Source organism: Pseudomonas sp. UBA7530, from assembly GCF_002479365.1.
GTDB lineage: Bacteria > Pseudomonadota > Gammaproteobacteria > Pseudomonadales > Pseudomonadaceae > Aquipseudomonas.
This window is the reverse complement of the sequence record NZ_DLMS01000001.1, coordinates 763150-786416: the sequence shown is the minus strand read 5'-3', so window position 1 is coordinate 786416 and position 23267 is coordinate 763150. Positions and strand designations below refer to the sequence as shown.

20 protein-coding genes and 1 tRNA gene are annotated in these 23267 nt (G+C 64.2%); 20 read left to right on the top strand and 1 reads right to left on the bottom strand.

The window, feature by feature from the left end; genetic code table 11:
* Positions 1-39 precede the first annotated feature (39 nt).
* The 11 genes from phnE (at position 40) to phnP (ending at position 8764) form a co-directional block, all read left to right on the top strand.
* A complete protein-coding gene (gene phnE, locus B2U07_RS03715) occupies positions 40-831 on the top strand; it encodes a phosphonate ABC transporter, permease protein PhnE (protein WP_275544657.1) in 792 nt (263 codons plus the stop codon).
* A gap of 20 nt (positions 832-851) precedes the next feature.
* Entirely contained in the window at positions 852-1574 is a 723-nt protein-coding gene (gene phnF / locus B2U07_RS03710; protein WP_296275897.1) for a phosphonate metabolism transcriptional regulator PhnF, read from the top strand.
* 11 nt (positions 1575-1585) lie between these two features.
* Positions 1586-2035: a phosphonate C-P lyase system protein PhnG gene (gene phnG, locus B2U07_RS03705; protein ID WP_275544659.1), complete on the top strand. Its 450-nt coding sequence runs from the start codon at positions 1586-1588 to the stop codon at positions 2033-2035.
* Positions 2035-2646 carry a phosphonate C-P lyase system protein PhnH gene (gene phnH / locus B2U07_RS03700; RefSeq protein WP_275544660.1) on the top strand — a complete coding sequence of 204 codons (612 nt, stop codon included), beginning with the start codon at positions 2035-2037 and terminating at the stop codon, positions 2644-2646. The genes phnG and phnH overlap by 1 nt, the downstream gene beginning before the upstream one ends.
* Positions 2646-3722: a carbon-phosphorus lyase complex subunit PhnI gene (locus B2U07_RS03695; RefSeq protein WP_275544661.1), complete on the top strand. Its 1077-nt coding sequence runs from the start codon at positions 2646-2648 to the stop codon at positions 3720-3722. Before phnH ends, B2U07_RS03695 begins: the two co-directional genes overlap by 1 nt.
* Positions 3722-4591 (top strand): alpha-D-ribose 1-methylphosphonate 5-phosphate C-P-lyase PhnJ, encoded by an 870-nt coding sequence (locus tag B2U07_RS03690; protein WP_275544662.1) that lies wholly within the window; start codon positions 3722-3724, stop codon positions 4589-4591. The genes B2U07_RS03695 and B2U07_RS03690 overlap by 1 nt, the downstream gene beginning before the upstream one ends.
* Positions 4588-5397 carry a phosphonate C-P lyase system protein PhnK gene (phnK, locus tag B2U07_RS03685; RefSeq protein WP_275544663.1) on the top strand — a complete coding sequence of 270 codons (810 nt, stop codon included), beginning with the start codon at positions 4588-4590 and terminating at the stop codon, positions 5395-5397. The genes B2U07_RS03690 and phnK overlap by 4 nt, the downstream gene beginning before the upstream one ends.
* Before the next feature lie 152 nt (positions 5398-5549).
* Entirely contained in the window at positions 5550-6266 is a 717-nt protein-coding gene (phnL, locus tag B2U07_RS03680) for a phosphonate C-P lyase system protein PhnL (protein ID WP_275544664.1), read from the top strand.
* Positions 6256-7401, top strand: coding sequence for an alpha-D-ribose 1-methylphosphonate 5-triphosphate diphosphatase (locus B2U07_RS03675; protein ID WP_275544665.1), 1146 nt, complete (start codon positions 6256-6258; stop codon positions 7399-7401). The genes phnL and B2U07_RS03675 overlap by 11 nt, the downstream gene beginning before the upstream one ends.
* On the top strand, positions 7401-8009 hold the full coding sequence (gene phnN / locus B2U07_RS03670; RefSeq protein ID WP_275544666.1) for a phosphonate metabolism protein/1,5-bisphosphokinase (PRPP-forming) PhnN: 609 nt from the start codon (positions 7401-7403) through the stop codon (positions 8007-8009). Before B2U07_RS03675 ends, phnN begins: the two co-directional genes overlap by 1 nt.
* Positions 8000-8764: a phosphonate metabolism protein PhnP gene (gene phnP, locus B2U07_RS03665; protein WP_275544667.1), complete on the top strand. Its 765-nt coding sequence runs from the start codon at positions 8000-8002 to the stop codon at positions 8762-8764. Before phnN ends, phnP begins: the two co-directional genes overlap by 10 nt.
* A gap of 75 nt (positions 8765-8839) precedes the next feature.
* Here phnP and B2U07_RS03660 read toward each other — a convergent pair whose 3' ends face one another.
* On the bottom strand, positions 8840-9307 hold the full coding sequence (locus B2U07_RS03660; protein WP_275544668.1) for an Lrp/AsnC family transcriptional regulator: 468 nt from the start codon (positions 9305-9307) through the stop codon (positions 8840-8842).
* 198 nt (positions 9308-9505) lie between these two features.
* Between B2U07_RS03660 and B2U07_RS03655 the strand changes: the two genes are divergently transcribed.
* The 9 genes from B2U07_RS03655 to B2U07_RS03615 all read left to right on the top strand — a co-directional run bounded on the left by B2U07_RS03655 (position 9506) and on the right by B2U07_RS03615 (position 23258).
* The gene (locus B2U07_RS03655; RefSeq protein ID WP_275544669.1) at positions 9506-12973 is read left to right on the top strand and encodes an indolepyruvate ferredoxin oxidoreductase family protein; all 3468 of its coding nucleotides are present in this window, start codon (positions 9506-9508) and stop codon (positions 12971-12973) included.
* A 73-nt stretch (positions 12974-13046) separates the two neighbouring features.
* Entirely contained in the window at positions 13047-14159 is a 1113-nt protein-coding gene (locus tag B2U07_RS03650; protein WP_275544670.1) for a Glu/Leu/Phe/Val dehydrogenase dimerization domain-containing protein, read from the top strand.
* A gap of 75 nt (positions 14160-14234) precedes the next feature.
* Positions 14235-14309, top strand: a tRNA-Arg gene (locus B2U07_RS03645).
* A 345-nt stretch (positions 14310-14654) separates the two neighbouring features.
* A complete protein-coding gene (locus B2U07_RS03640) occupies positions 14655-15992 on the top strand; it encodes a lysine N(6)-hydroxylase/L-ornithine N(5)-oxygenase family protein (protein WP_296275888.1) in 1338 nt (445 codons plus the stop codon).
* Entirely contained in the window at positions 15989-17188 is a 1200-nt protein-coding gene (locus tag B2U07_RS03635) for a YbfB/YjiJ family MFS transporter (RefSeq protein WP_296275886.1), read from the top strand. Before B2U07_RS03640 ends, B2U07_RS03635 begins: the two co-directional genes overlap by 4 nt.
* Complete coding sequence (locus tag B2U07_RS03630; protein ID WP_296275885.1) at positions 17178-17762, top strand: GNAT family N-acetyltransferase; 585 nt, start codon at positions 17178-17180, stop codon at positions 17760-17762. The genes B2U07_RS03635 and B2U07_RS03630 overlap by 11 nt, the downstream gene beginning before the upstream one ends.
* Entirely contained in the window at positions 17759-19621 is a 1863-nt protein-coding gene (locus tag B2U07_RS03625) for an IucA/IucC family protein (RefSeq protein WP_296275884.1), read from the top strand. The genes B2U07_RS03630 and B2U07_RS03625 overlap by 4 nt, the downstream gene beginning before the upstream one ends.
* A 166-nt stretch (positions 19622-19787) precedes the next feature.
* Complete coding sequence (locus tag B2U07_RS03620) at positions 19788-20972, top strand: aromatic ring-hydroxylating oxygenase subunit alpha (protein ID WP_296275882.1); 1185 nt, start codon at positions 19788-19790, stop codon at positions 20970-20972.
* Positions 20973-21071: 99 nt separating this feature from the next.
* Positions 21072-23258 (top strand): TonB-dependent siderophore receptor, encoded by a 2187-nt coding sequence (locus B2U07_RS03615; RefSeq protein WP_197858153.1) that lies wholly within the window; start codon positions 21072-21074, stop codon positions 23256-23258.
* The last annotated feature ends 9 nt before the right edge of the window (positions 23259-23267 follow it).

The following is a 23267-nucleotide window of genomic DNA, read 5'->3' as shown; positions in this document are numbered from 1 at the left end:
TCGCCGCTGAAGCGCCTCCCACTAGATTGAGAGTTACCCATGACGACATTGACCACCGCCACCCCCATAGCCGATGGCAAGCGCAGCTGGCTGCAGTTGATCGGCTGGGGCCTGTTCTTTGCCGTGCTCGCCTGGTCCTGGCAGGGTGCGGAAATGAACCCGCTGGCACTGGTGCGCGATGCCGGCAACATGGCTACCTTCGCCGCCGATTTCTTCCCGCCGGACTTCAGTAACTGGCAGCACTACGTCAAGGAGATGGTGGTCACCTTGCAGATCGCCCTCTGGGGCACGGTGCTGGCCATTCTCTGCGCCATTCCGCTGGGCATCCTCTGTTCCGAGAACATCGTGCCCTGGTGGGTGTATCAGCCGGTGCGCCGGGTGATGGATGCCTGCCGTTCGATAAATGAAATGGTCTTCGCCATGCTCTTCGTCGTCGCGGTTGGCCTCGGCCCCTTCGCCGGCGTGCTGGCGCTTTTCATCAGCACCACGGGGGTGCTGGCCAAGCTGTTCGCCGAGGCGGTCGAGGCCATCGATCCGGGCCCGGTCGATGGCGTGCGTGCCACCGGTGCCAGTGCCTTGCAGGAGGTGATCTTCGGCGTCATCCCGCAGGTACTGCCGCTGTGGATTTCCTATTCGCTGTACCGCTTCGAGTCCAACGTGCGCTCGGCCACTGTGGTCGGCATGGTCGGCGCCGGCGGCATCGGGGTGATCCTCTGGGAGGCCATCCGCGGCTTCCAGTTCGCCCAGACCTGCGCGCTGCTGATCGTGATCATCCTGGTAGTGAGCGCCATCGACATCCTGTCCCAGCGCCTGCGCAAGCTCTTTATCTGAAGGAGGAGGAGGGCGCCTGCGTGCGCCCTTTTCAAACGATGAACTTGTCTAGACAAAGCGAACCGCTGTACCGCGAGCTGGCCGCCGTGCTGCGCGAAGACGTGCAGCGCATGAGCCCGGGCGATTACCTGCCGGGCGAGATGCAACTGGCCGCGCGCTTCTCGGTCAACCGTCACACTCTGCGCCGCGCGGTGGACGAGCTGGTGCTCGAAGGCCGCCTGCTGCGCCGTCAGGGCAAGGGCACCCAGGTGCTGGCCAAGCCACTGGTGTACCCGGTGGAGGCGGGCAGTGCCTTCAGCCAGTCGCTGTCGGCGCTCGGCCACCATGTCGAGGCGAAGCTGATCGAGCGCCTGCGCCGTACTGGCAGCAGTGAGGAATGTCGGCATCTGCAATTGTCCGACGGCAGCGAGCTGATCGAGCTGACCACCCTGCGTCTGCTCGAGGGGCAGCCGCTGAGCCTGATCCGCCACCGCTTCTGCGCCAGCCTGGCACCACAGTTGGCTGACTACCAGGGCGGTTCGCTGCGCCAGTACCTGGCTGAGCGCGACCTGCCGCTGACGCGCACCTTCAGCCTGATCGGCGCGCGCCTGCCCAGCCGCGAAGAGGCGGCGCATCTGCTGATGCCGCGCCACGCGCCACTGCTCAGCGTGCTCACTTTGTCCCGCGATCCCGCTGGTCGGGCGGTGGAGTTGGCGCAGTCCAGCAGCCGCGCCGACCGCTTCCAGTACCAGGTAGCGACCTGATGGAGACCCGCATGAACGAAATCGACCAGAACATTGCCGCGCGCCAGCGCTGGATGGGCGTGCTGGCCCGTGCCGGCAGCGCCCTCGATGCCCACGAGGCGGCGCTGAAGGACAGCGCCTACCAGCTGATCCGCGCCCCCGAGGTGGGCATGACCCTAGTGCGCGGGCGCATGGGCGGCACCGGCAGTGCCTTCAACCTGGGCGAGATGACCGTGACCCGCTGCGTGGTGCGCCTGGCCGACGGCCGCACCGGCTACAGCTACCTGGCCGGCCGTGACAAGCGCCGCGCCGAACTGGCCGCCCTGGCCGACGCCCATCTGCAGGGCTGCGACCAGGCACGCTGGCTCGCCGCCCTGATCGAACCGATGGCTCACCAGCAGCGCGAGCAGCGCCTGGCCCGGGCCGCCCGCAGCGCCGCCACCCAGGTGGAATTCTTCACCCTGGTCAGAGGAGAGGACTAATGACTACGCCGCACAGCTCGCATTGGCTGCAACCGGCTTTCGACAACCCGGTGCTCGATGCCCAGGTCAGCTTTCGCGCTGCCCTCGGCGCCCTGGCCGAACCGGGCCTGCCGCGCGCCATGGACCGCGCTCACGTCCTGGGCGACCTGGCCCCGGCCACCTATGGCCTGTGCCTGGCCTTTCTCGACAGCGACACGCCCCTGTGGCTGGCGCCGCGCTTCGATACGCCGCTGATCCGCGCCAACCTGGCCTTCCATTGCGGCTGCCCGATCGTCGCCGAGCGCGAGATCGCCCTGTTCGCCCTGCTCGATGAGAGCGAACTGGATGATTTGTCGGACTTCGATAATGGCAGCGAGCGCTACCCGGATCAGTCCTGCACGCTGCTGATCCAGTTGGGTGATCTGCACGCCGGCCGGTCCCTGCGCTGGCGCGGCCCGGGCATCAAGGACGTGCGCAGCGTCAGCCTGCCGCTGCCGGCCTCGTTCTGGCAGCAGCGCCAGGCGCGCAGTGCTTTCCCCCGTGGCCTGGACTGCTTCTTCGCCGCGGGCGGGGAGGTCATCGGCCTGCCACGCAGCACCCGCGTGCTGATCGAAACCGAGGAGGCCGCCTGATGTATGTCGCCGTCAAGGGTGGCGAACGCGCCATCGACAATGCCCATCAACTGCTGGCCAACCGTCGCCGTGGTGATACCGCCGTCGCCGAACTGGGCGTGCAGCAGGTGCGTCAGCAACTGCCGCTGGCCGTGGCCCGCGTCATGAGCGAAGGCTCGCTGTACGACGAGGAACTGGCTGCGCTGGCGATCAAGCAGGCCGCAGGTGACCTGATGGAAGCCATCTTCCTGCTGCGCGCCTACCGCACCACGCTGCCGCGCTTCGGCGCCAGCGAGCCGCTGGATACCACGAAGATGCAGCTGGAGCGGCGCATCTCCGCCACCTTCAAGGATCTGCCCGGCGGTCAGCTGCTCGGCCCGACCTTCGACTACACCCACCGTCTGCTGGATTTCACCTTGCTGGCCGAGGGCGACTATCCAGCGCCAGAAGCGATCGTTACCGATGAGCCCAAGCCTTGTCCGCGGGTGCTGGATTTTCTCGCAGGCGAAGGGCTGATGGCCCGCGAGACAGACGACGGCGCGCCGGTGCCCGACATCACCCGCGAGCCGCTGGCCTTTCCCGCCAGCCGCGCTGAGCGCCTGCAGGCGCTGGCCCGTGGCGACGAGGGCTTCCTCCTGGCGCTGGGTTATTCCACCCAGCGTGGTTACGGACGCAACCACCCCTTCGCCGGGGAGATCCGTATCGGCGACGTCGAGGTGTGGATGACGCCCGCCGAACTGGGCTTCGCCGTGCCGCTGGGTGACATCGAAATCACCGAGTGCGAGATGGTCAATCAGTTCGTTGGTGAAAGTGCCGAGCAGGCGCAGTTCACCCGTGGCTATGGCCTGGCCTTCGGTTACGCCGAGCGCAAGGCCATGGGCATGGCCCTGGTCGACCGCGCGCTGCGTGCCGGCGAGTACGGCGAGGAAGTGCAGGGCCCGGCGCAGGAGGAGGAGTTCGTGCTGATGCACTGCGACAACGTCGAGGCTGCCGGCTTCGTCTCGCACCTGAAGTTGCCGCACTACGTCGACTTCCAGGCCGAACTGGAACTGATCCGCAAGCTGCGCCGCCAAGCGTCGGCAGAGGAGAACCGCTGATGAACCTTTCCATTGCAAGCGGCGCCCGCGAGGCGTCGGCCTATAACTTCGCCTATCTCGATGAGCAGACCAAACGCATGATCCGCCGTGGCCTGCTCAAGGCAGTGGCAATTCCCGGCTATCAGGTGCCCTTTGGCGGTCGCGAGATGCCGCTGCCCTACGGCTGGGGCACCGGTGGCATGCAACTGACCGCCGCCATTCTCGGTGCGGACGACGTGCTCAAGGTCATTGACCAGGGCGCCGACGACACCACCAATGCGGTGTCGATCCGCCGTTTCTTCGCCCGCACCGCCGGCGTCGCCACCACCGAGCGCACGCTGGAGGCCAGCGTGATCCAGACCCGTCACCGCATTCCGGAAACTCCGCTGTCGGCCGGGCAGATCATGGTCTATCAGGTGCCTATCCCCGAGCCGCTGCGCTTTATCGAGCCCAGCGAGCAGGAGACGCGGACCATGCATGCGCTTGAGGACTACGGCGTGATGCACGTGAAGCTGTACGAGGACATCGCCACCTTCGGCCATATCGCCACCGCCTACGCCTATCCGGTGACGGTGGACGAGCGCTATGTGATGGACCCGTCGCCGATCCCCAAATTCGACAACCCGAAACTGGACATGAGCCCGGCGCTGATGCTGTTCGGTGCCGGTCGTGAAAAGCGCCTGTACGCGGTGCCGCCCTTTACCAAAGTGGTCAGCTTGGACTTCGAGGATCACCCCTTCGCCGTGCAGCAGTGGGATGAGTGCTGCGCCTTCTGTGGCAGCACGGAATCCTTCCTCGACGAGTTGATCGTCGACGATGCCGGCAACAAGCGCTACGTCTGCTCCGACACCGACTACTGCCGCCAGCGCACTGAGGAGAACCTGCAATGAGCGCCGCCGAACGTCTGCAACCTGCCATGGCAGTGGCCGAGCCGTTGTTCTCGGCGCGAGATCTGACCCGCCTTTACGGACCGGACAAGGGCTGCCAGGGGGTGAGTTTCGACCTTTATCCCGGCGAGGTGTTGGGCATTGTCGGTGAGTCCGGGTCGGGCAAGTCCACCTTGCTCAGCCTGCTCTCCGGGCGCTGCCCGCCAGATCGCGGCAGCGTGAGTTATCGCGGTCGCGACGGCCAGTGGCTCGACCTTTACAGCGCCAGTGAGGCCGAGCGGCGCACGCTGCTGCGCACCGAGTGGGGCTTTGTCGAGCAGAACCCGCGTGACGGCCTGCGCATGGCGGTATCGGCTGGCGCCAACATCGGCGAGCGACTGATGGCCCAGGGCGTGCGCCATTACGGCGAGCTGCGCGCCGCCGGGCTCGACTGGCTGAGCCAGGTGGAGATCGACCCGGCGCGTATCGACGATCTACCGCGCACCTTCTCCGGCGGCATGCAGCAGCGCCTGCAGATCGCCCGCAACCTGGTTTCAGCGCCGCGCCTGGTTTTTATGGACGAACCCACGGGCGGGTTGGACGTATCGGTGCAGGCGCGCCTGCTCGACCTGCTGCGTGGCTTGGTGCGCGAGCTGGACCTGGCGGTGGTGATCGTCACCCACGACCTGGCGGTGGCGCGCCTGTTGGCCGACCGCCTGATGGTGATGCGCCGCTCGAGGGTGGTGGAGGCGGGGCTCACCGACCAGATTCTCGACGATCCGCAGCATCCCTATTCGCAGCTGCTGGTGTCGTCCGTCTTGCAGCCATGAGCGTACCGCGAGCTGGCGCTGCGTAGGGTGGATGACGCTCTTCTCATCCACCAGCGAGTCGCCATCGGTGGATGGATAAAGCGCCATCCACCCTACAACCGACCACCCGTAGCCCCGAGGAAATCAGGGCTACGACGGTAACCGAGGTGTGTATGAACAACCTGATCGAGGTCAGCGGCCTCAGCAAAACCTTCACCCTGCACCAGCAGAACGGCGTTGTCCTGCAGGTGCTGCGTGACCTGAATTTCGCCGTGCGCGGCGGCGAGTGCCTGGTGCTGCATGGGCAGTCCGGCGCCGGCAAGTCGACCCTGCTGCGCACGCTGTACGGCAACTACCTGGCCGCTGGCGGCAGCATCCGCATCCGTCACCAGAACAAGCCGGTGGAGCTGGTCGGCGCAGAACCGCGCCAGGTGCTGGCGGTGCGCCGGCAGAGCCTGGGCTACGTCAGCCAGTTTTTGCGGGTGATCCCGCGCGTATCGACCCTGGACGTGGTGATGGAGCCGGCGCTGGCCCGCGGCTGGACGCGCAGCGATGCCGAGGCGCGAGCCAAGAGCCTGCTGAGCCGGCTGAATATCCCCGAGGCGCTGTGGCAACTGGCACCAGGCACCTTTTCCGGCGGCGAGCAGCAGCGCGTCAACATCGCCCGCGGCTTCATGGTCGAGTGGCCGGTGCTGCTGCTCGACGAGCCCACCGCCTCGCTGGATGACGCCAACCGCCAGGTGGTGCTGGAGCTGATTCTGGAGGCCAAGGCGGCTGGCAGCGCGCTGATCGGCATCTTCCACGACCGCATCGCCCGCGAGGCGGTGGCCGACCGTTACCTCGACATGAGCGCCGCTGCGGCGCAACCGGAGTACGTCTATGTCGTCTGAACAGATTCTCAGCAACGCTCGTATCGTTACCGCCGAGCGCGAGTTCCTCGGCACCCTGCTGCTTCGCGACGGGCTGATCGCCGCGGTGGACGAGGGCGCCAGCTACCTGCCGCAGGCCCAGGACCTGGGCGGCGATTACCTGCTGCCGGGGCTGGTGGAGCTGCACACCGACAATCTGGAAAAGCATATGAGCCCGCGTCCTGGGGTGGATTGGCCGTCGGCTTCGGCGGTGCTGACTCATGATGCGCAGATCGTCGCCGCCGGCATCACCACGGTGTTCGATGCGCTGTCCATCGGCGATATCAACCCGCGTGGTCGGCGCATGCAGCAATTGCCGGCGATGATCGAGGCCATCGCCGCCAGCGAGGCGGCGGGGCAGACCCGCGCCGAGCACCGCCTGCACCTGCGCTGCGAGCTGTGCCATCCCGATGCGCTGACGATCTATCGCGACTTGGTCGAGCACCCGCTGGTGGCGCTGGTGTCGGTGATGGATCACTCGCCCGGCCAGCGCCAGTTCGCCAAGGTGGAGAAGTACCGCGAGTACTACATGGGCAAGTACCACCTGAGCCCGGCGGAGATGGAGGAGTTTCTTCAGGAACAGATCGCCAACTCGCGCCAGTACAGCGACCGCCAGCGTCGCGCCATCGTCGAGGACTGCCATTCCCGTGGTATCTCGGTGGCCAGCCATGACGACGCGACCCTGGCTCACGTGCAGGAGTCAGCTGGTTTCGGCATGGCCATCGCCGAGTTTCCTACCACCCTGGAGGCCGCACGCGCCAGCCACGAACTGGGACTGAAAGTACTGATGGGCGCACCGAACCTGGTGCGCGGCGGCTCGCACTCGGGCAATATCGCTGCCGCCGAACTGGCGCGCCACGGTGTGCTGGATATCCTCTCCAGCGACTATTATCCGGCCAGCCTGTTGCATGCGGCCTGGCTGCTAGTCGGGCAGGACAACGACTATGATCTACCAGCGGCCATAGCCACCGTGAGCCGCGCGCCGGCCAGGGCGGCCGGACTGGATGATCGCGGCGAGATCCGAGTCGGTCTGCGCGCCGACCTGGTGCAGGCCAGGGCGCATGGCGAGCAGCCGGTGATCCAGCAGGTGTGGCGCCAAGCGCGAAGGGTATTCTGATGCAGGGCAGGTTGATCTATCTGATGGGGCCTTCGGGCTCGGGCAAGGACAGCCTGTTGCAAGCCGCACGTGCGCCGCTTGAGGCGCACGGCTGCCGTTTCGCCCGACGGGTGATCACCCGTAGTGCCGAGTCCGTCGGCGAGGATGCGCTGGGCGTCACCCCGGGCGAATTCGAGCGCCTGGAAGGCGAGGGCGCCTTCGCCCTGAGCTGGCGCGCCAATGGCCTGGCCTACGGCATCCCGCGCGAGATCGATGATTGGCTGAGCGCCGGCCAGGATGTGTTGATTAACGGTTCACGCGGCCATCTCGAGGCTACGCGCCAGCGCTATCCGGATCTGCTGGCGATTCTTCTGCAGGTCGACGAGGCGGTGCTGCGCCAGCGCTTGCTGGCTCGTGGCCGCGAGACGCTGGAGCAGATCGAGCAGCGCCTGGCGCGCAGCCGCAGCTTTGCCCCAGTGGGAGGCGCTTCAGCGGCGACTGTCGCGGCTAAAGCCGCTCCCACAATGGTATCTGCGGAGAGTGTCGTCATCCTCGACAACTCCGGCCCCCTGCCGCACACCGTCAGCCGCCTGCTGTACCTGCTCGACGAGATGCGCCGATGCGCCTGACCTTGCTTGGCACCGGCGATGCCCGCCAGGTACCGGTGTACAACTGCAGCTGTCCGGCCTGCGATGCGGCGCGGGTCTATCCAGCGCGGCGCCGTGGCCCCTGTTGCGCGCTGATCGAATGCGGCGCGCAGCGCTGGCTGATCGACAGCGGCCTGACCGATCTTGCCGAACGCTTTGCGCCGCATAGCCTCAGTGGAATTCTGCAGACCCACTACCACGCCGACCATGCCCAGGGTCTGCTGCATCTGCGTTGGGGGCAGGGTTTGGTGATTCCGGTGCATGGCCCGGATGACCCGGCTGGCCTGGCCGATCTGTACAAGCACCCCGGCATTCTCGATTTCAGCCAGCCTTTCGTGGCCTTCGAGCGTCGCCAACTGGGCGAACTGCAGGTCACCGCGCTACCGCTGACTCACTCCAAGCCAACCTTTGGGTACTTGTTTGAAGGGCCGGGGCTTGAGGGGCAGGTCAGGCGAATTGCCTACCTCACCGATACCATCGGCGTACCCGAGGCCAGTTGCGCCGAACTGCAGCGAGCGCCACTGGATCTGCTGGTACTGGATTGTTCTACCGCACCGCACCCCATCGCGCCGCGTAATCACAATGACCTGACGCGGGCGTTGGAGGTGATCGAGCGCTTGCGGCCCGCGAAGTCCGTACTCACCCATATCGGCCACAGCTTCGACGCCTGGCTGCTCGATCATCCGGCCGCCTTGCCGCCAGGAGTCAGCCTGGCCAGTGATGGTCTGGTGCTGTAGCCCGGATGTAATCCGGGGCCGCCCGACAGTCATTTTTGGATTGCATCGGGGCGACGGATTGGCTTGCGCTGCCGGTCAATCCAGCGGCAATTCCGTTGTCCGCTTCACTTCGCTCATGGCGATGTGCGAATGCGCTTCGTGTACGTGCGGGCGTTGCAGCAGGTGGTCACGCAGGAAGCGCTCGTAATCGGCGATGTCCTTGGCCACTACCTTGAGCAGGTAGTCCGAGCCGCCGGCCATGCTGTAGCACTCCAGCACCTGCGGATAGCCGACCACGGCCTGTTCGAACTCGTCCAGATTGCCGCGACCATGGGCCGACAGCTTGATGTCGACGAACACCGTGATGCCGAATCCCAGGCGCTTGTGATTGAGTAGGGCGACCTTACGGTCGATCAGCCCCTCTTCCTGCATGCGATTGATACGTCGCCAGCAGGGCGATTGCGACAGTTCGACCTTTTCCGCCACTTCGGCTGCAGAAAGATCGGCGTTGTGCTGCAGCAGGCGGAGAATCCGCCGGTCGATGGGGCTGAGCTTGTCCTGCATGATTTTTTCCATTTTCTTGAGATTGTTGGAAGGATCATGCGAAGTATTGTCTCTGCTACTCGAAAATAGAAAGAAAAAAGCGGAACCCTCCGGTCATGCTTTAGGCAAATCCGTCGCAGCGATCCTGCGACCGGACTCAACGGAGCGTGTCTACCGTCGCGCTCCCTGTGCTCGCCATAAGAATAAAAGGAGCGCCCCATGTCATTGGCCGAAATCCGCCTGGATGACAAATACCGCCTCGCGACTGGTCATCTCTACCTGACCGGCACTCAGGCGCTCACCCGCCTGCCCATGCTGCAGAAGCAGCGTGATGCCGCCTTCGGACTCAATACCGCCTGCTTCATATCCGGCTATCGCGGCTCGCCCTTGGGCGGCCTGGACAAGAGCCTGTGGGACGCGCGCGAGTACCTCAAGCAAAACCATATCCACTTCCAGCCCGGCGTCAACGAAGAGCTGGGCGCCACCGCGGTGTGGGGTAGCCAGCAGGCCAACCTGTTCCCCGGCGCCCGCTACGACGGCGTGTTCGCCATGTGGTACGGCAAGGGGCCGGGCGTCGACCGCAGTGGAGACGTGTTCAAGCACGGCAACTCGGCCGGCGTCTCCAAGCATGGCGGTGTGTTGGTGCTGGCTGGCGATGACCACGGCTGCAAGTCCTCGACCATCGCGCACCAGAGCGAGCATGCCTTTATCGCCGCCTCGATCCCGGTGCTCAACCCGGCCAACGTCCAGGAAGTGCTGGACTACGGCATTATCGGCTGGGAGCTGTCGCGCTACAGCGGTTGCTGGGTGGCGCTGAAGACCATCGCCGAGAACGTCGATTCCTCGGCCGTGGTGGACGTTGACCCGCTACGCATCCAGATTAAGATTCCCGAGGATTTCCAGCTGCCGGAAGACGGCGTTCACATCCGCTGGCCCGATCCACCCCTGGCGCAGGAAAAGCGCCTCAACGTGTACAAGATCTACGCTGCGCGGGCCTTCGCCCTGGCCAACAACCTCAACCAGGTCAAGCTCGACTCGCCCAACCCTCGCCTGGGCATCATCACCACCGGCAAGTCCTACCTCGACGTGCGCCAGGCGCTGGACGACCTCGGCCTGGACGAGGCGCTGTGCGCCAAGGTCGGTTTGCGCGTGCTCAAGGTCGGCATGAGCTGGCCGCTGGAGCCGGTCTCGGTGCACCAGTTCGCCGAAGGCCTGGATGAAATCCTGGTGGTGGAAGAGAAACGCAGCATCATTGAAGACCAGCTCACCGGTCAGCTCTACAACTGGCCGGTGGGCAAGCGTCCGCGTGTGGTCGGTGAGTTCGACGAGCAGGGCAATTCGCTGTTTCCGAACCTGGGCGAGTTGACCCCGGCAATGATCGCCCGGGTGATCGCCAAGCGCCTGGCGCCGATCTATAGCAGCCCGACCATCGAAGAGCGCCTGGCCTTTCTCGATGCCAAGGAAAAGGCTCTGGCTGCCCCCAAACACAAGACTGCGCGTACCCCGCATTTCTGCTCGGGTTGCCCGCATAACAGCTCGACCAAGGTGCCGGAAGGCAGCCGCGCTCTCGGCGGTATCGGTTGCCACTACATGACCCAGTGGATGGATCGCAGCACTGATACCTTCACCCAGATGGGCGGCGAGGGCGCGACCTGGATCGGCCAGGCGCCGTTCACCGACACCCCGCATGTGTTCCAGAACCTCGGCGACGGCACCTACTTCCATTCCGGCCATCTGGCCCTGCGTGCGGCCGTGGCCGCCGGGGTCAATATCACCTACAAGATTCTCTACAACGATGCGGTGGCCATGACCGGCGGCCAGCCCATCGACGGCGAGCTGCGCATCGACCAGCTCAGCCAGCAGGTACATGCCGAGGGCGTCAAACGTATCGCCCTGGTCAGCGACGAGCCGGACAAGTACCCGACCCGCGCCACCTTCGCTCCGGGCGTGACCTTCCATCACCGCCGCGAGCTGGACGCCGTGCAGCGCGAGCTACGCGAGTTCAAGGGCGTTTCGGTGATCCTCTACGACCAGACCTGCGCCACTGAGAAACGGCGTCGGCGCAAGCGCGGCAAGATGGTCGACCCGGCCAAACGCGCCTTCATCAACCCGGCGGTGTGCGAGGGCTGCGGCGATTGCAGCGTGAAATCCAACTGCCTGTCTGTGCTGCCGCTGGAAACCGAACTGGGGCGCAAGCGCGAGATCGATCAGAGCGCCTGCAACAAGGATTTCAGTTGCCTGGAAGGCTTCTGCCCGAGCTTCGTTACCGTGCACGGCGGCGGCCTGCGCAAGCCAGAGGCCGTTGGCCTGGGCGCGCTATTCATCGCCTTGCCGGAGCCGAAGCAACCGGCTCTGAGCCGGCCCTGGAACATCCTCCTGCCGGGTGTCGGCGGTAGTGGCGTGACCACCGTCGGTGCCCTGCTGGGTATGGCCGCGCACATCGAAGGCAAGGGCTGTACCGTGCTCGATCAGGCTGGGCTGGCGCAGAAGTTCGGCCCGGTGATCACCCACATCCGCATCGCCGCGCGGCAGAGCGACATCTACGCCGTGCGTATCGCCGCCGGGGAAACCGATCTGCTGCTGGGCTGCGACCTGGTGGTGTCGTCCAGTGAAGAGGCACTGGCCAAGCTCAACGACAAGATCGCCCATGCGCTGATCAACAGCCATGAAGCGGCCACTGCCGAGTTCACCCGCAACCCGGACGCCCAGGTGCCCGGCGCGGCCATGCGCGAAGCGATCAGCGAAGCGGTGGGCGAGGGCAAGACCCGTTTTGTCGATGCCACGCGCCTGGCCACTCGCCTGCTCGGCGACAGCATCGCCACCAACCTGTTCATGCTCGGCTATGCATATCAAAAGGGACTGGTGCCGGTAACGGCCGAGGCGATCAACAAGGCCATCGAACTCAATGGCGTGGCCATCGAGCTAAACCAGCAGGCGTTTCTCTGGGGGCGTCGGGCTGCGCATGACTTGGCTGCAGTGGAGAAAGTCGCTGCACCCAAGGTGGTCGAGGCGCCACATTGCAGCACGCTGGAGGAAATCGTCGCCGACCGCGTGCAGCGTCTGACCGCCTACCAGAACGCTGCCTATGCCGAGCGCTATCGCGAACTGGTCGAGCGCGTGCGCAAGGCCGACACCGATGCCGAGCAGCGCCTGAGCAAGGCCGTGGCGCGTTACTACTTCAAACTCCTGGCCTACAAGGACGAGTATGAAGTGGCGCGGCTTTACAGCGATGCGACCTTCCGCAAGCAGCTCGAAGCGCAGTTCGAAGGTGACTACCAGCTGCAGTTCCACTTGGCGCCGAGCTGGCTGAGCAAGCCGGATGCCGTTACCGGCGAGCCGCGCAAGCGCAGCTTCGGTCCCTGGATGCTCAAGGCATTCGGCGTGCTGGCGCGCTTCAAGTTCCTGCGTGGCAGCGCGCTCGATCCGTTCGGCCACAGCGCCGAACGTCGCCTGGAACGCGAACTGATCGAGGAATACGAAGCCAACGTGGCTTATCTGCTCGCCGAGCTCAATGGCAGCAACTACCGCACGGCAGTGGCGCTGGCCGAGATTCCTGAGCAGATCCGCGGCTACGGTCATGTGAAGGAAGCGGCGCTGGCCAAGGCGCGCGAGCAGGCGACGCAGCTCAAGGCACGCCTGACCGTCAGCGAAATCGCCGCCGTGCAGTTGTTCGAACCGGCTGCCTGAGCCTCAGACCCATCCCCTTTGCCACCCTCTCCCACGCGGGAGAGGGGCGGCCTTTTACATCCGAGGTAACCCGATGTCCGTCTTCACTCACGTCGACTTCGATCAGCACGAACAGGTGGTCTATGGCCACGACAAGGCCAGCGGCCTGAAAGCCATCATCGCCATTCATGACAGCACCCTTGGCCCGGCACTGGGCGGCTGCCGCATGTGGAACTACGCCACGGACGAAGAGGCGCTGCGCGATGTGCTGCGCCTGTCGCGCGGCATGACCTATAAATCGGCGTTGGCCCGCTTGCCGCTCGGTGGCGGCAAGGCGGTGATCATCGGCGACCCGCACACCGGCAAGAGCGAGGCGCTGTTCCAGGCCATGGGTGATTTCGTCGACAGCCTGGGCGGGCGTTATGTCACGGCGGCGGACTCCGGTACCGGCGTGGCCGAGATGCGCATCATGGCCGAGCGCACTCGCCATGTGGCTGGCGCCGGGCAGCGTGAGGCCTTCGGTGGCGGCAGCCGTGACGGCGATCCATCGCCGTCCACCGCCTATGGCGTGTTCATCGGTATCCAGGCTGCAGTGGCCCATCGCCTCGGTCGCCAGGACCTTTCCGGTATCCGTGTGGCCATCCAGGGCGTCGGCCAGGTCGGCTTCGGCCTGGCCAAGCTGTTCAAGGACGCCGGCGCCCAGCTGTGGGTGACCGACATTCATGAGACCAACGTGCAGCGCGCGGTCGCCCAGCTCGGCGCCACCGCGGTCGGCCAGCACGATATCTACCGCCTCGATGTGGACGTGTTCGCGCCGTGCGCGCTGGGCGCCATCGTCAACCTGCAGACGCTGGAAGCCCTGCGCGCGCCAATCATCGCCGGCGCGGCCAACAATCAGCTGGCCGACGCCAGCCTGGCCGAGCTGCTGCGTCGTCGTGAATGCCTGTATGCGCCGGACTACGCGATCAATGCCGGCGGCATCATCGATGTCTGCTATGAGCGCACCGGTGGCAGCGCTGCTCAACTCAAGGCGCATATAGAGGGCATCGGCCCGACCCTGGCGGAAATCTTCCAGCGCGCCGAACGTGAAGGCGCGACCACCACCGCGATAGCCGACCGCATGGCGCTGGAGCGTTTGCGCGGTGGCCTGCAACCGGTGCGTGCAGCAGCGGCTGCCAAGGAGGTATCCCAGGGCTGGCAACGTTAGGCAGGGAGCGGTGGCGACATGACAAATGCGCGCGCCGCCGCTAAGATGCGGCCCGGCCGTAGCGAATACGGCCGTGTCCCCTTAGTTCAACGGATAGAATAAGCCCCTCCTAAGGGCTAGATGCTGGTTCGATTCCAGCAGGGGACGCCATCTTCTTTCTCGCCGATCTGGCGTGCTTCTCCGCCTTGTTCTCTGATTCTGCATGAGCGACCTTCGCTCGCCATGCCGCCCAGTCGCCTCGCTGTTTCCCCTCTTCGCTGTCGCTTCGCGGATCCAGAGCATGCGGTCTCTGGATGTGGTGTTTGGTCTTCATTTCAGGCGCGCAAGACCTCTAGATCGCACCTTTTGTTCCCTGCTTGGCTGCTCAGATAGCCGTCTCGGGTGCCGTGCTAACGCGAGGGCTCGATATAAGTATTTGTTCTTAAGCGCGGTTGCAAATCATTATCATGTGGTTTTAGTATCGGCCCACTTTCATCCGGACCGATGAGGTGCGACGTGACCACGGAATTGCCCTACGATTTCATCGCAATTGGCATCGGGCCTTTCAATCTCGGATTGGCATGCCTCGCGGAGCCTCTGGGAGCCCGCAGCCTGTTCCTCGACAGGAAGGCCGAATTCAGCTGGCACCCCGGCATGCTGCTAGATGGCACCACGCTACAGAATCCCTTCCTTGCCGATCTGGTCTCGATGGCCGATCCCACCAGTCGTTTCAGCTACCTCAACTACTGCAAGCAGCAAGGCCGCTTGTACAACTACTACATCCGCGAGAACTGGTACCTGTCACGTCAGGAGTTCGATCGCTACTGCAAGTGGGCGGCGGCGCAGCTCGACAACCTGCGCTATCAGCACGAAGTGCAGGAGGTCTGGTACGACGATTCGCTGCCTGGCTATGTGCTGGCCGGTGTGCGCGGCGATACCGGCGAGGGTTTCCAGTACAGCTGTCGCAAACTGGTGATCGGTATCGGTGGTGTGCCGCACATTCCTGCCTGCTGCAGCCCTGGCGACGCTCGCCAGGCGGTGCATACCTCGGGTTACCTGGACAGCAGGGAGGCACTGCAGCGTTGTCGTAGCATTACCGTGATCGGCAGTGGGCAGAGCGGTGCGGAGGTGTTTCAGGACTTGCTGGAGCAAGCCCCGCAACGTGGATACCAGTTGAACTGGGTGACCCGTGCGCCGCGCTTTTTCCAGATGGAGAACGCCAAGCTCACCCTCGAGTTGATCACGCCGGACTATGGCCGCTATTTCTACGGCCTGGACGACGGGGTCAAGCGGCAAATCCTCGATGACCAACGCAGTATCTACAACGGCATCAATCAATCGCTGATCGAGCGTATCTACCAGACCCTGGACGAGCGTCAGCAGCAGGGCCTTACCGGTGTCAGGCTGCTGCCCAACCTGGCGTTGCAGCAATGCCGGCGAGACGCTATCAGCGGGCAATGGCAACTGGAGTTTCAGCACGCTCAGACGGGCGCGCGTTATGGCCACGCGACCGACGGGCTGGTGTTCGCCACCGGCTATCGCTACCAACTGCCAAGTTTCATCGAGGGCATTCGCGAGCGGATTCGCTGGGATGCACAAGGACGTTACGCGCCATCGCCGAACTGGGTGGTGGATCATCAGGATAGTGAGATCTATGTGCAGAACGTTGGCTTGCACAGCCACGGCCTGACCAACCCCGATCTTGGTCTGGCTTGCTGGCGCAATGGTCGTTTGCTCAATGAGCTGACCGGGCGTGATGCGTATCCCTGCGAGGCGCGCACCACCTACCAGGATTTCCAGCCGCCGGCTGATTGCGGCTTCGTCGCGCTCGGGCAGGGGAGCGCCTCTGCATGAACCTGCGCACCACCATTCTGATCATGTCGGGCTTCGGCGTGATCAGCGATTCGATTCTGATCGCGTTCTACCCGCAATTCTTCGAGACCCGTTACGGCGTGACCAGCCCGGTGCATGTGGGTGCCTACATCGCCGCCATCTCGATTGCGGTGATGTGCATGCTGCCCGTCTGGGCGCGTGTCGCCAGGCGTATGGAGACCATGCACCTGCTGTTCTACACCCAGGGAGTGGCTGCACTGCTCTGTCTGGCTTCGATCTGGGCGCCGAACGTCGAGAGCTACTGGGTGCTGAGCCTGATGATGTTCATGACCAAGGCCAGCTACCTGCTGATGTTTCCCTACCTGATGCGTCTGGAAGAGCCGCAAAACCACAGCCTGGTGATCGGCCTGCTGTCGGTGGTCATCCATATCGGCGCGATCTTCGGCGCTGCCGTCGGTGGCATGGCGCTGGAGCATTACGGGCCGAGCTTCTGCATCGCTCTGATGGCGGCCGGGGACCTGGCGCAGATGGCGCTGTGTCTCTATCTGATCCGCACGGGCAGGGTGGTCAAGGTACTCAGCCGCGAGGAGAAGAGCGGCCAGGCACCGGTGCCGCGGCGTAGCCCGCAGGCGCTGTCGGCGCTGCTCAAGCTGTGCCTGCTGATGTTTCTCTTCGACTTCAGCGCCTACCTGGTACGGCCTTTCTTCACCCTGTACTGGGAGGCGCGTACGGGGCTGCACGAGCCACTGCTGACCGGTCTGGTGTTCGCCATCCCCGGCATCGTCGCCTTGCTCGCGCTGCTGCTCAAGCACCTGCTCGCGCAGCCACCGCGCTGGGTCGATCACACCCTGTTCAATCTGCTGCTCGGGGCATCGGGCCTGGCGCTGCAGGCCAGCGAGTCGCTGGAGCTGATCATCATCGGTCGCTGCCTGTACGGGTGGGCGCTGTATCAGGTGATCGTCAAGCTCGAGGTCACTCTGTTCAAGGTCAGTACGCCGGATGCGTATGCCCGCGATTTCGGCGTCACCAACTTCTTCCAGAACCTTGGCGTGCTGCTGTCCTCGTTCGGCGCCGGGTTTCTGGTCAACCTGGTCGGTATTCCGCTGACCTTCGTCATCGCTGCGGCAGGCCTGCTGCTCACGGCGATCATCGACCGCGGCTGGTTCGGCGTCGATCGCCGGCATGCCGCTCAGGGAGAACTTTGCCATGCCAACTGAGGCCGCAGTGTCGCGCCATCCGTGTGCATCGCTGGACCCGCAATTCAGCCTGCGTCCGTTGCGTCTCGACGAGGATGTCGCGGTGATCCACCCCTGGTACCAGATGGACTACGCCCATTACTGGAACATGCAGGACATGACCCTGGAGGCGACCCGCGACTTCTACGCCGACGCCATGGGTAGCGGCCACATGCGTGCCTTCATGGGCTGCTATCGAGGTACGCCAGCGTTCGTCATGGAGTGCTACGACCCTCGGCACGACCCGCTCGGCGAACTCTATGCGGTGCAGCCCGGCGACCTCGGCATGCACTTTTTCGTCGGCCCGAGCAAGGAGCCGATTCGCCACTTCACCCGTGACGTGCTGCGCGCGGTGATGGCCTTCCTCTTCGACGAACTCGGTGCCCGCCGCGTGGTTGTGGAGCCGGACATTCGCAATCACAAGGTGCATCGCCTGAACCGTCTGGTCGGCTTCGTTGAGCAAGGCCCTGTCGATCTACCTGCCAAGACCGCGCTGCTGGCGTTCTGCACGCCCGCCGACTTCTTCCAATCACTTGAAGGATCAAGCCCGCTATGACTTCTCCTCGTCTGGATCATCCTGCCGACGCCGTCGCCCACCTCAGCCCCGAGCTGTGGCACAAGGTCAACCGTCTGCTGGTGCGCAAGGCTATCGCCGAGTACGCCCATGAGCAGTTGTTCAACCCGCGCGTGCTGGGCGCAGCCGAGCGTGAAGGCTGGCAGCGCTACGAGCTGCAGGCGGATACCGAAGGCTGTGTGTACCACTTCGAAGCGCGCACCATGGCCTTGCGCCATTGGCACATCGAGCCGGCCAGCATCGAACGCCTGCTCGATGGCCAGCAGCAGACGCTCGATGCGCTGACCTTCGTCATCGACTTCAAGCGGACGCTGGGCATCCCGGCGGACAAGCTGCCGGTGTATCTGGATGAGATCAGCAGCACCCTCTACGGTGCGGCCTTCAAGCACGGCGAACGGGCACTGAGCAGTGCCGAGTTGGCGGATGCTGACTACCAGACCATCGAGGCGGCGATGATCGAGGGCCATCCCGGCTTCGTTGCCAACAATGGCCGCCTGGGTTTCAACGCTTTCGACTATCACGCCTACGCACCGGAAACCGGCTCGCGCTTCGCCATCATCTGGCTCGCGGTACACCGCGACAACGCACATTTCGCCGCCGTGCCGGGGCTGGATCACGAGCAACTGCTGCGCGACGAGCTGGGCGAGGCGCAGTTGCTGGCCTATCGCAAGCAACTGCAGGAGCAGGGGCTGAATGCCGATGACTACCTGCTGATGCCGACGCACCCCTGGCAGTGGTTCAGCAAGCTGAGCCTGATGTTCGCCGCCGACATCGCCCAGCGCAAAATCGTGCCGCTGGGGCGTAGCAGCGACGAATACGTCGCTCAGCAGTCGCTGCGTACCTACTACAACATGTCGCAGCCGCAACGCTGCTACGTGAAGACCTCGTTGTCGATCCTCAACATGGGGTTCATGCGCGGCCTGTCGCCGTACTACATGGCCGGCACGCCGGCGATCAACGCCTATCTGGACCAGTTGATTAGCAGCGACCCGGTGCTGCGTGAATACGGTTTCAGCATCCTGCGCGAAGTCGCCTCCGTGGGTTATCGCAACCGCTACTACGAGGCGGCGCTGGAGACCGACAGCCCGTACAAGAAGATGCTCTCGGCGCTGTGGCGGGAGAGCCCCGGTAGCCGCCTGAAAAGCGGCGAACGGCTGATGACCATGGCCGCGCTGTTGCACGTCGACCCGCACGGCCAGGCACTGCTGCCCGAGCTGATCCGCCGCTCGGGGCTAACTGCGCAGACCTGGATGCGCCGCTACATGGATGCCTTCCTGCGCCCGCTGATGCACTGCTTCTATGCGCACCACCTGGTGTTCATGCCGCATGGCGAGAACCTGATTCTGGTACTCGACGGCCACGTGCCGGTGCGCGCGATCATGAAGGACATCGCCGAAGAGTCGGCGATTCTCGACAAGGATGCGCAGATGCCACCGGGCCTGGAACGTCTGGCCGTGGACGTGCCGGAGGACTACAAGATCCTCGGCATCTTCATCGATGTGTTCGACGGCGTGTTCCGTCATATGAGCCAGATTCTCGAAGAGAACCAGTGCATGAGCGAAACCGAGTTCTGGCGCGGTGTCGCTGAGTCAGTGATCGACTATCAGCGTGCGCACCCGGAACTGGCCGAGCGCTTCGCGCGCTACAACTTCTTTGCGCCGAACTTCCTGCATTCATGCCTGAACCGTCTGCAACTGAAGAACAACCTGCAAATGGTCGACCTGGCCAACCCGGCAGGCAGCCTGATCATGGCCGAGCCGCTGAACAACCCGGTCGCTGCGTTTGCACCCCGCAACGAGCACGAAACGACACCACGGCGTATCGCCGAGCTGCAGCGCTAGCTCCAGCTCCGTCAGACAACGCCGGCGGTGCAACGATTTCCATGGTCCGGATTGGGCCATAGCCCAAAGTCTGAGGCGTTGGCGCGCCAACGCGGGCGGGATCGGTGCCGGCCGGTTTCAGCTCGCGGCTGCCTGCCAGCCTCGAGTTCGCTGCAAGGAGCCACGCATGTACAACCCCAGTCGTACCGCTCAGTTTGCCGCCACGCCCTACGATCTTCGCGCCACCGAGCCGCAGTTGCCGATTCATAGCTACTGCGATCCGGCGATCTACGAATGCGAACAGGAGCTGATCTTCCGGCACTGCGCCAACTACATCGGTCACGAGAAGATGGTGCCCGAGCTGGGTGACTGGTACGCGCTGCCGCACGAGGAGCACAGCCGCATTCTGGTGCGCAACGAGCATGGCGTGGAGCTGCTGTCCAATGTTTGCCGTCACCGTCAGGCGCTGATGCTTGGCGACTTCAGCCCCGGCAGTGATGCCGACACGGTACGCCGTGGCAACCTGCGTACCACAGGTGGTCGCATCATGTGTCCGTTGCACGCCTGGACGTACGACACCAGCGGGCTGATCGTGGGGGCGCCGAAGTTTCCGGAGAAACCCTGCCGTAACCTGCCGCGCTACCCCCTGCATAACGTTGCCGGCTTTCTTTTCGAAGGGCCACGTGACCCGGTCGCCGACATCGGCGCGTTGTTCCGCCGCCCGGACATGGACTTCTCCGACTACCAGCTCGACCACGTCGAGATGCACCCGTGCAAGTGCAACTGGAAGACCTTCATCGAGATTTACAACGACGACTACCACATCGCTTCGTTCCATCCCGGTCTGCGCCGTTACGTGCGCAGCGAAGGGCTGCAGTGGGATTACGGCGACTGGTACAGCCTGCAGCGCATCAACGTGAACCCCAACCTGGCACGTGCCGGCACCGATACCTACCGCGCCTGGCATGAAGGCCTGATGGCCGTGCATGGCGATGCTGCGCCGGATTTCGGTGCGATCTGGGCCAGCTACTACCCGACCCACATGATCGAGGTATTTCCCCACGCCCTGGTGCTTTCCACCGTTTACCCCAAGGGCGTGCACGAGTGCCTCAATGTCGTCGAGTTCTATTACCCGCAGGCGCTGTGTGAAGGCAATCGCGATCTGGTCGAGGCGCACCGCGCTGCCTACATGGAAACCGCCATCGAGGACGACGAGATCGCCGAGCGAACCGACGCCGGCCGGCGTGCGCTGTATCAGCGCGGCGTCGATGACAGCGGCCCGTACCAGATACCGCTGGAGGAGGGCATGCAGCACTTCCACGGCTGGTATCGCCAGGTGATGGGCCAGACTCTGGCTGCCGAGCGCCGCTAAGGCGCGTATCGGCCCGACATGGAGGTTGCCGTAATGAGTTGATGTCCCCTTGCGCTGTGCCCACGCCTTATCCAACTCAACCAAGAAAAGTGTCTGCCCATGAAATCGATGTATCACTCACAACACCCGGCGCGCTTGCGCGCGACCTGCAGCTCTCGCGTACTGGCCATGGCCCTGTGCCTGGCGCCACTGGCCTGGCCGGTGGTGGCCGCCGAAGCCGAGGAAGAAGGCGAGGCGGTGGTGCTGCAGCCGGTCAGCGTTACCGGCGTCAACCAGGCGCCGCCGGTCGTCACCGAGCAGAGCGACTCCTACACCCTGGGACGCAGCGGCACGGCGACCAAACTCGACCTGACGCCGCGGCAAACGCCGCAAACCATCACCAGCGTGAACCGTCAGCAACTCGATGACTTCAAGCTCGGCAACGCCAACGATGCCCTGCAGGCGGCGGGTATCGGCGTGCAGCGGGTAGAGACCGATCGCACCTACTTCACCGCGCGTGGCCTGGACGTGAACAACTTCCAGATCGATGGCATCGGTGTGCCGTTCTCTTCTGAAGAGCAGATGGGCGACATCGATACCTTCCTCTACGACCGTATCGAGATTCTCAAGGGTGCCAACGGCCTGACCTCCAACCCCGGCAACCCGTCGGCGACGATCAACTTCGTGCGCAAGCGCCCGACCCGCGAAACCCAGGCGCAGTTGGGCTTCAGCTATGGTTCCTGGCAGACCCGGCGCCTGGAGGCCGACGTGTCCGGTTCGCTCAACGACAGCGGCACGCTGCGCGGGCGCGCCCTGGTCGCCGGGCAGGAGGGCAACTCATACCTGGATCGCTACCAGCCGAGCAAGACGCTGTTCTCCGGTATTCTGGAGGCCGACTTGACCGACAGCAGCACCGCGACCATCGGCTACTCCAAACAGCGCAACCGCCCGGAAGGCATCATGTGGAGCGCGCTGACGCTGTACTACACCAACGGTTCCAAGGTGCATTACGACCGCTCGCACAATACCGCGCCGGACTGGACCTACTGGGATACCGACGACGAGCAGACCTTCGCCGAGCTGAAAACCGACTGGGGTGGCGGCTGGCAGACCCAGGTGACCCTCAACTACCGCGAGATCGGCTCCGACGCCGAAATGCTCATGGCCGGCGGCGTGCCGGATGCGAGCACAGGATTGGGATTGACCACCTATGCGTCGAAGTTCGACCGTACCGAGCGCCAACTGCTGGGCGATGCCTCGGTCAAGGGGCCGTTCGAGCTGTTCGGTCGTACCCATGAGGTGGTGCTGGGTAGCAACTGGTCGCGCACCCGCGCGCACTGGACCTCCAACGACGACGCAATCGTTCTGCCGTTGCCACCGGTATGGGATTACGACGGCAACTATCCGCGCCCGGATTTTGCCGATGTCACCAGCTGGGCCGACTACACGACCTATCGCCGCAGCTATTACGCGGCCGGGCATTTCGCGCTGAGCGACCAGCTCAAGCTGATCACCGGGGTCAACCACAGCAACCTCAAGAGCAGTGGCGAACGTGTCGGCGAAGGTCATCAGTACGACAAGAGCAAGTCCACGCCCTATGTCGGCCTGACCTACGACCTCAACGACAACTACTCGCTGTATACCAGCTACACCGAGATTTTCAGCCCGCAATACCAGGTTGATCGCAACCATGCCTTGCTCGAACCGATCGAGGGCAACAACATCGAGGGCGGGATCAAGGGTGAGTGGTTCGACCGTCGTCTCAACGCCAGCTTCGCGCTGTTCCGCACCAAGCAGGACAACACCCCCGAGTACGCCGGCTTCGATGCGGCGGAGGGCTTCTCCTACTACCAGGGCGTGGACACCAAGGTAGAGGGCTATGAAATGACCCTGGCTGGACAACTGACGCCAGGCTGGGAAGCCAGTGCCGGCCTGACGCATCTGTTCTCGATTCGCGATGGTGACGGCAGCAGCACGCGCACCTTCATTCCGCAGAACACCCTTTACCTGGCCACCACCTATCAGGTGCCGCAGGTGCAGGGCTTGAAGGTGGGCGGCAGCGTCAACTGGCAGAGCGAAATCTTCCGTGAGCAGGGCACTTCGACGACCGGCGAGACCATCGTCAGCCGTCAGGGCTCCTACGCAGTGGTCAATGCCCTGGCGAGCTATGACATCGACCCGCACTTCAACGTATCGCTCAACGTCAACAACCTGTTCGATCGCAAGTATCTGACCAGCCTGTACTGGGCGCAGTCGTACTATGCACCGTCGCGCAATGCGACTCTGAGCCTGACCTGGAAGTACTGATCCCGTCCC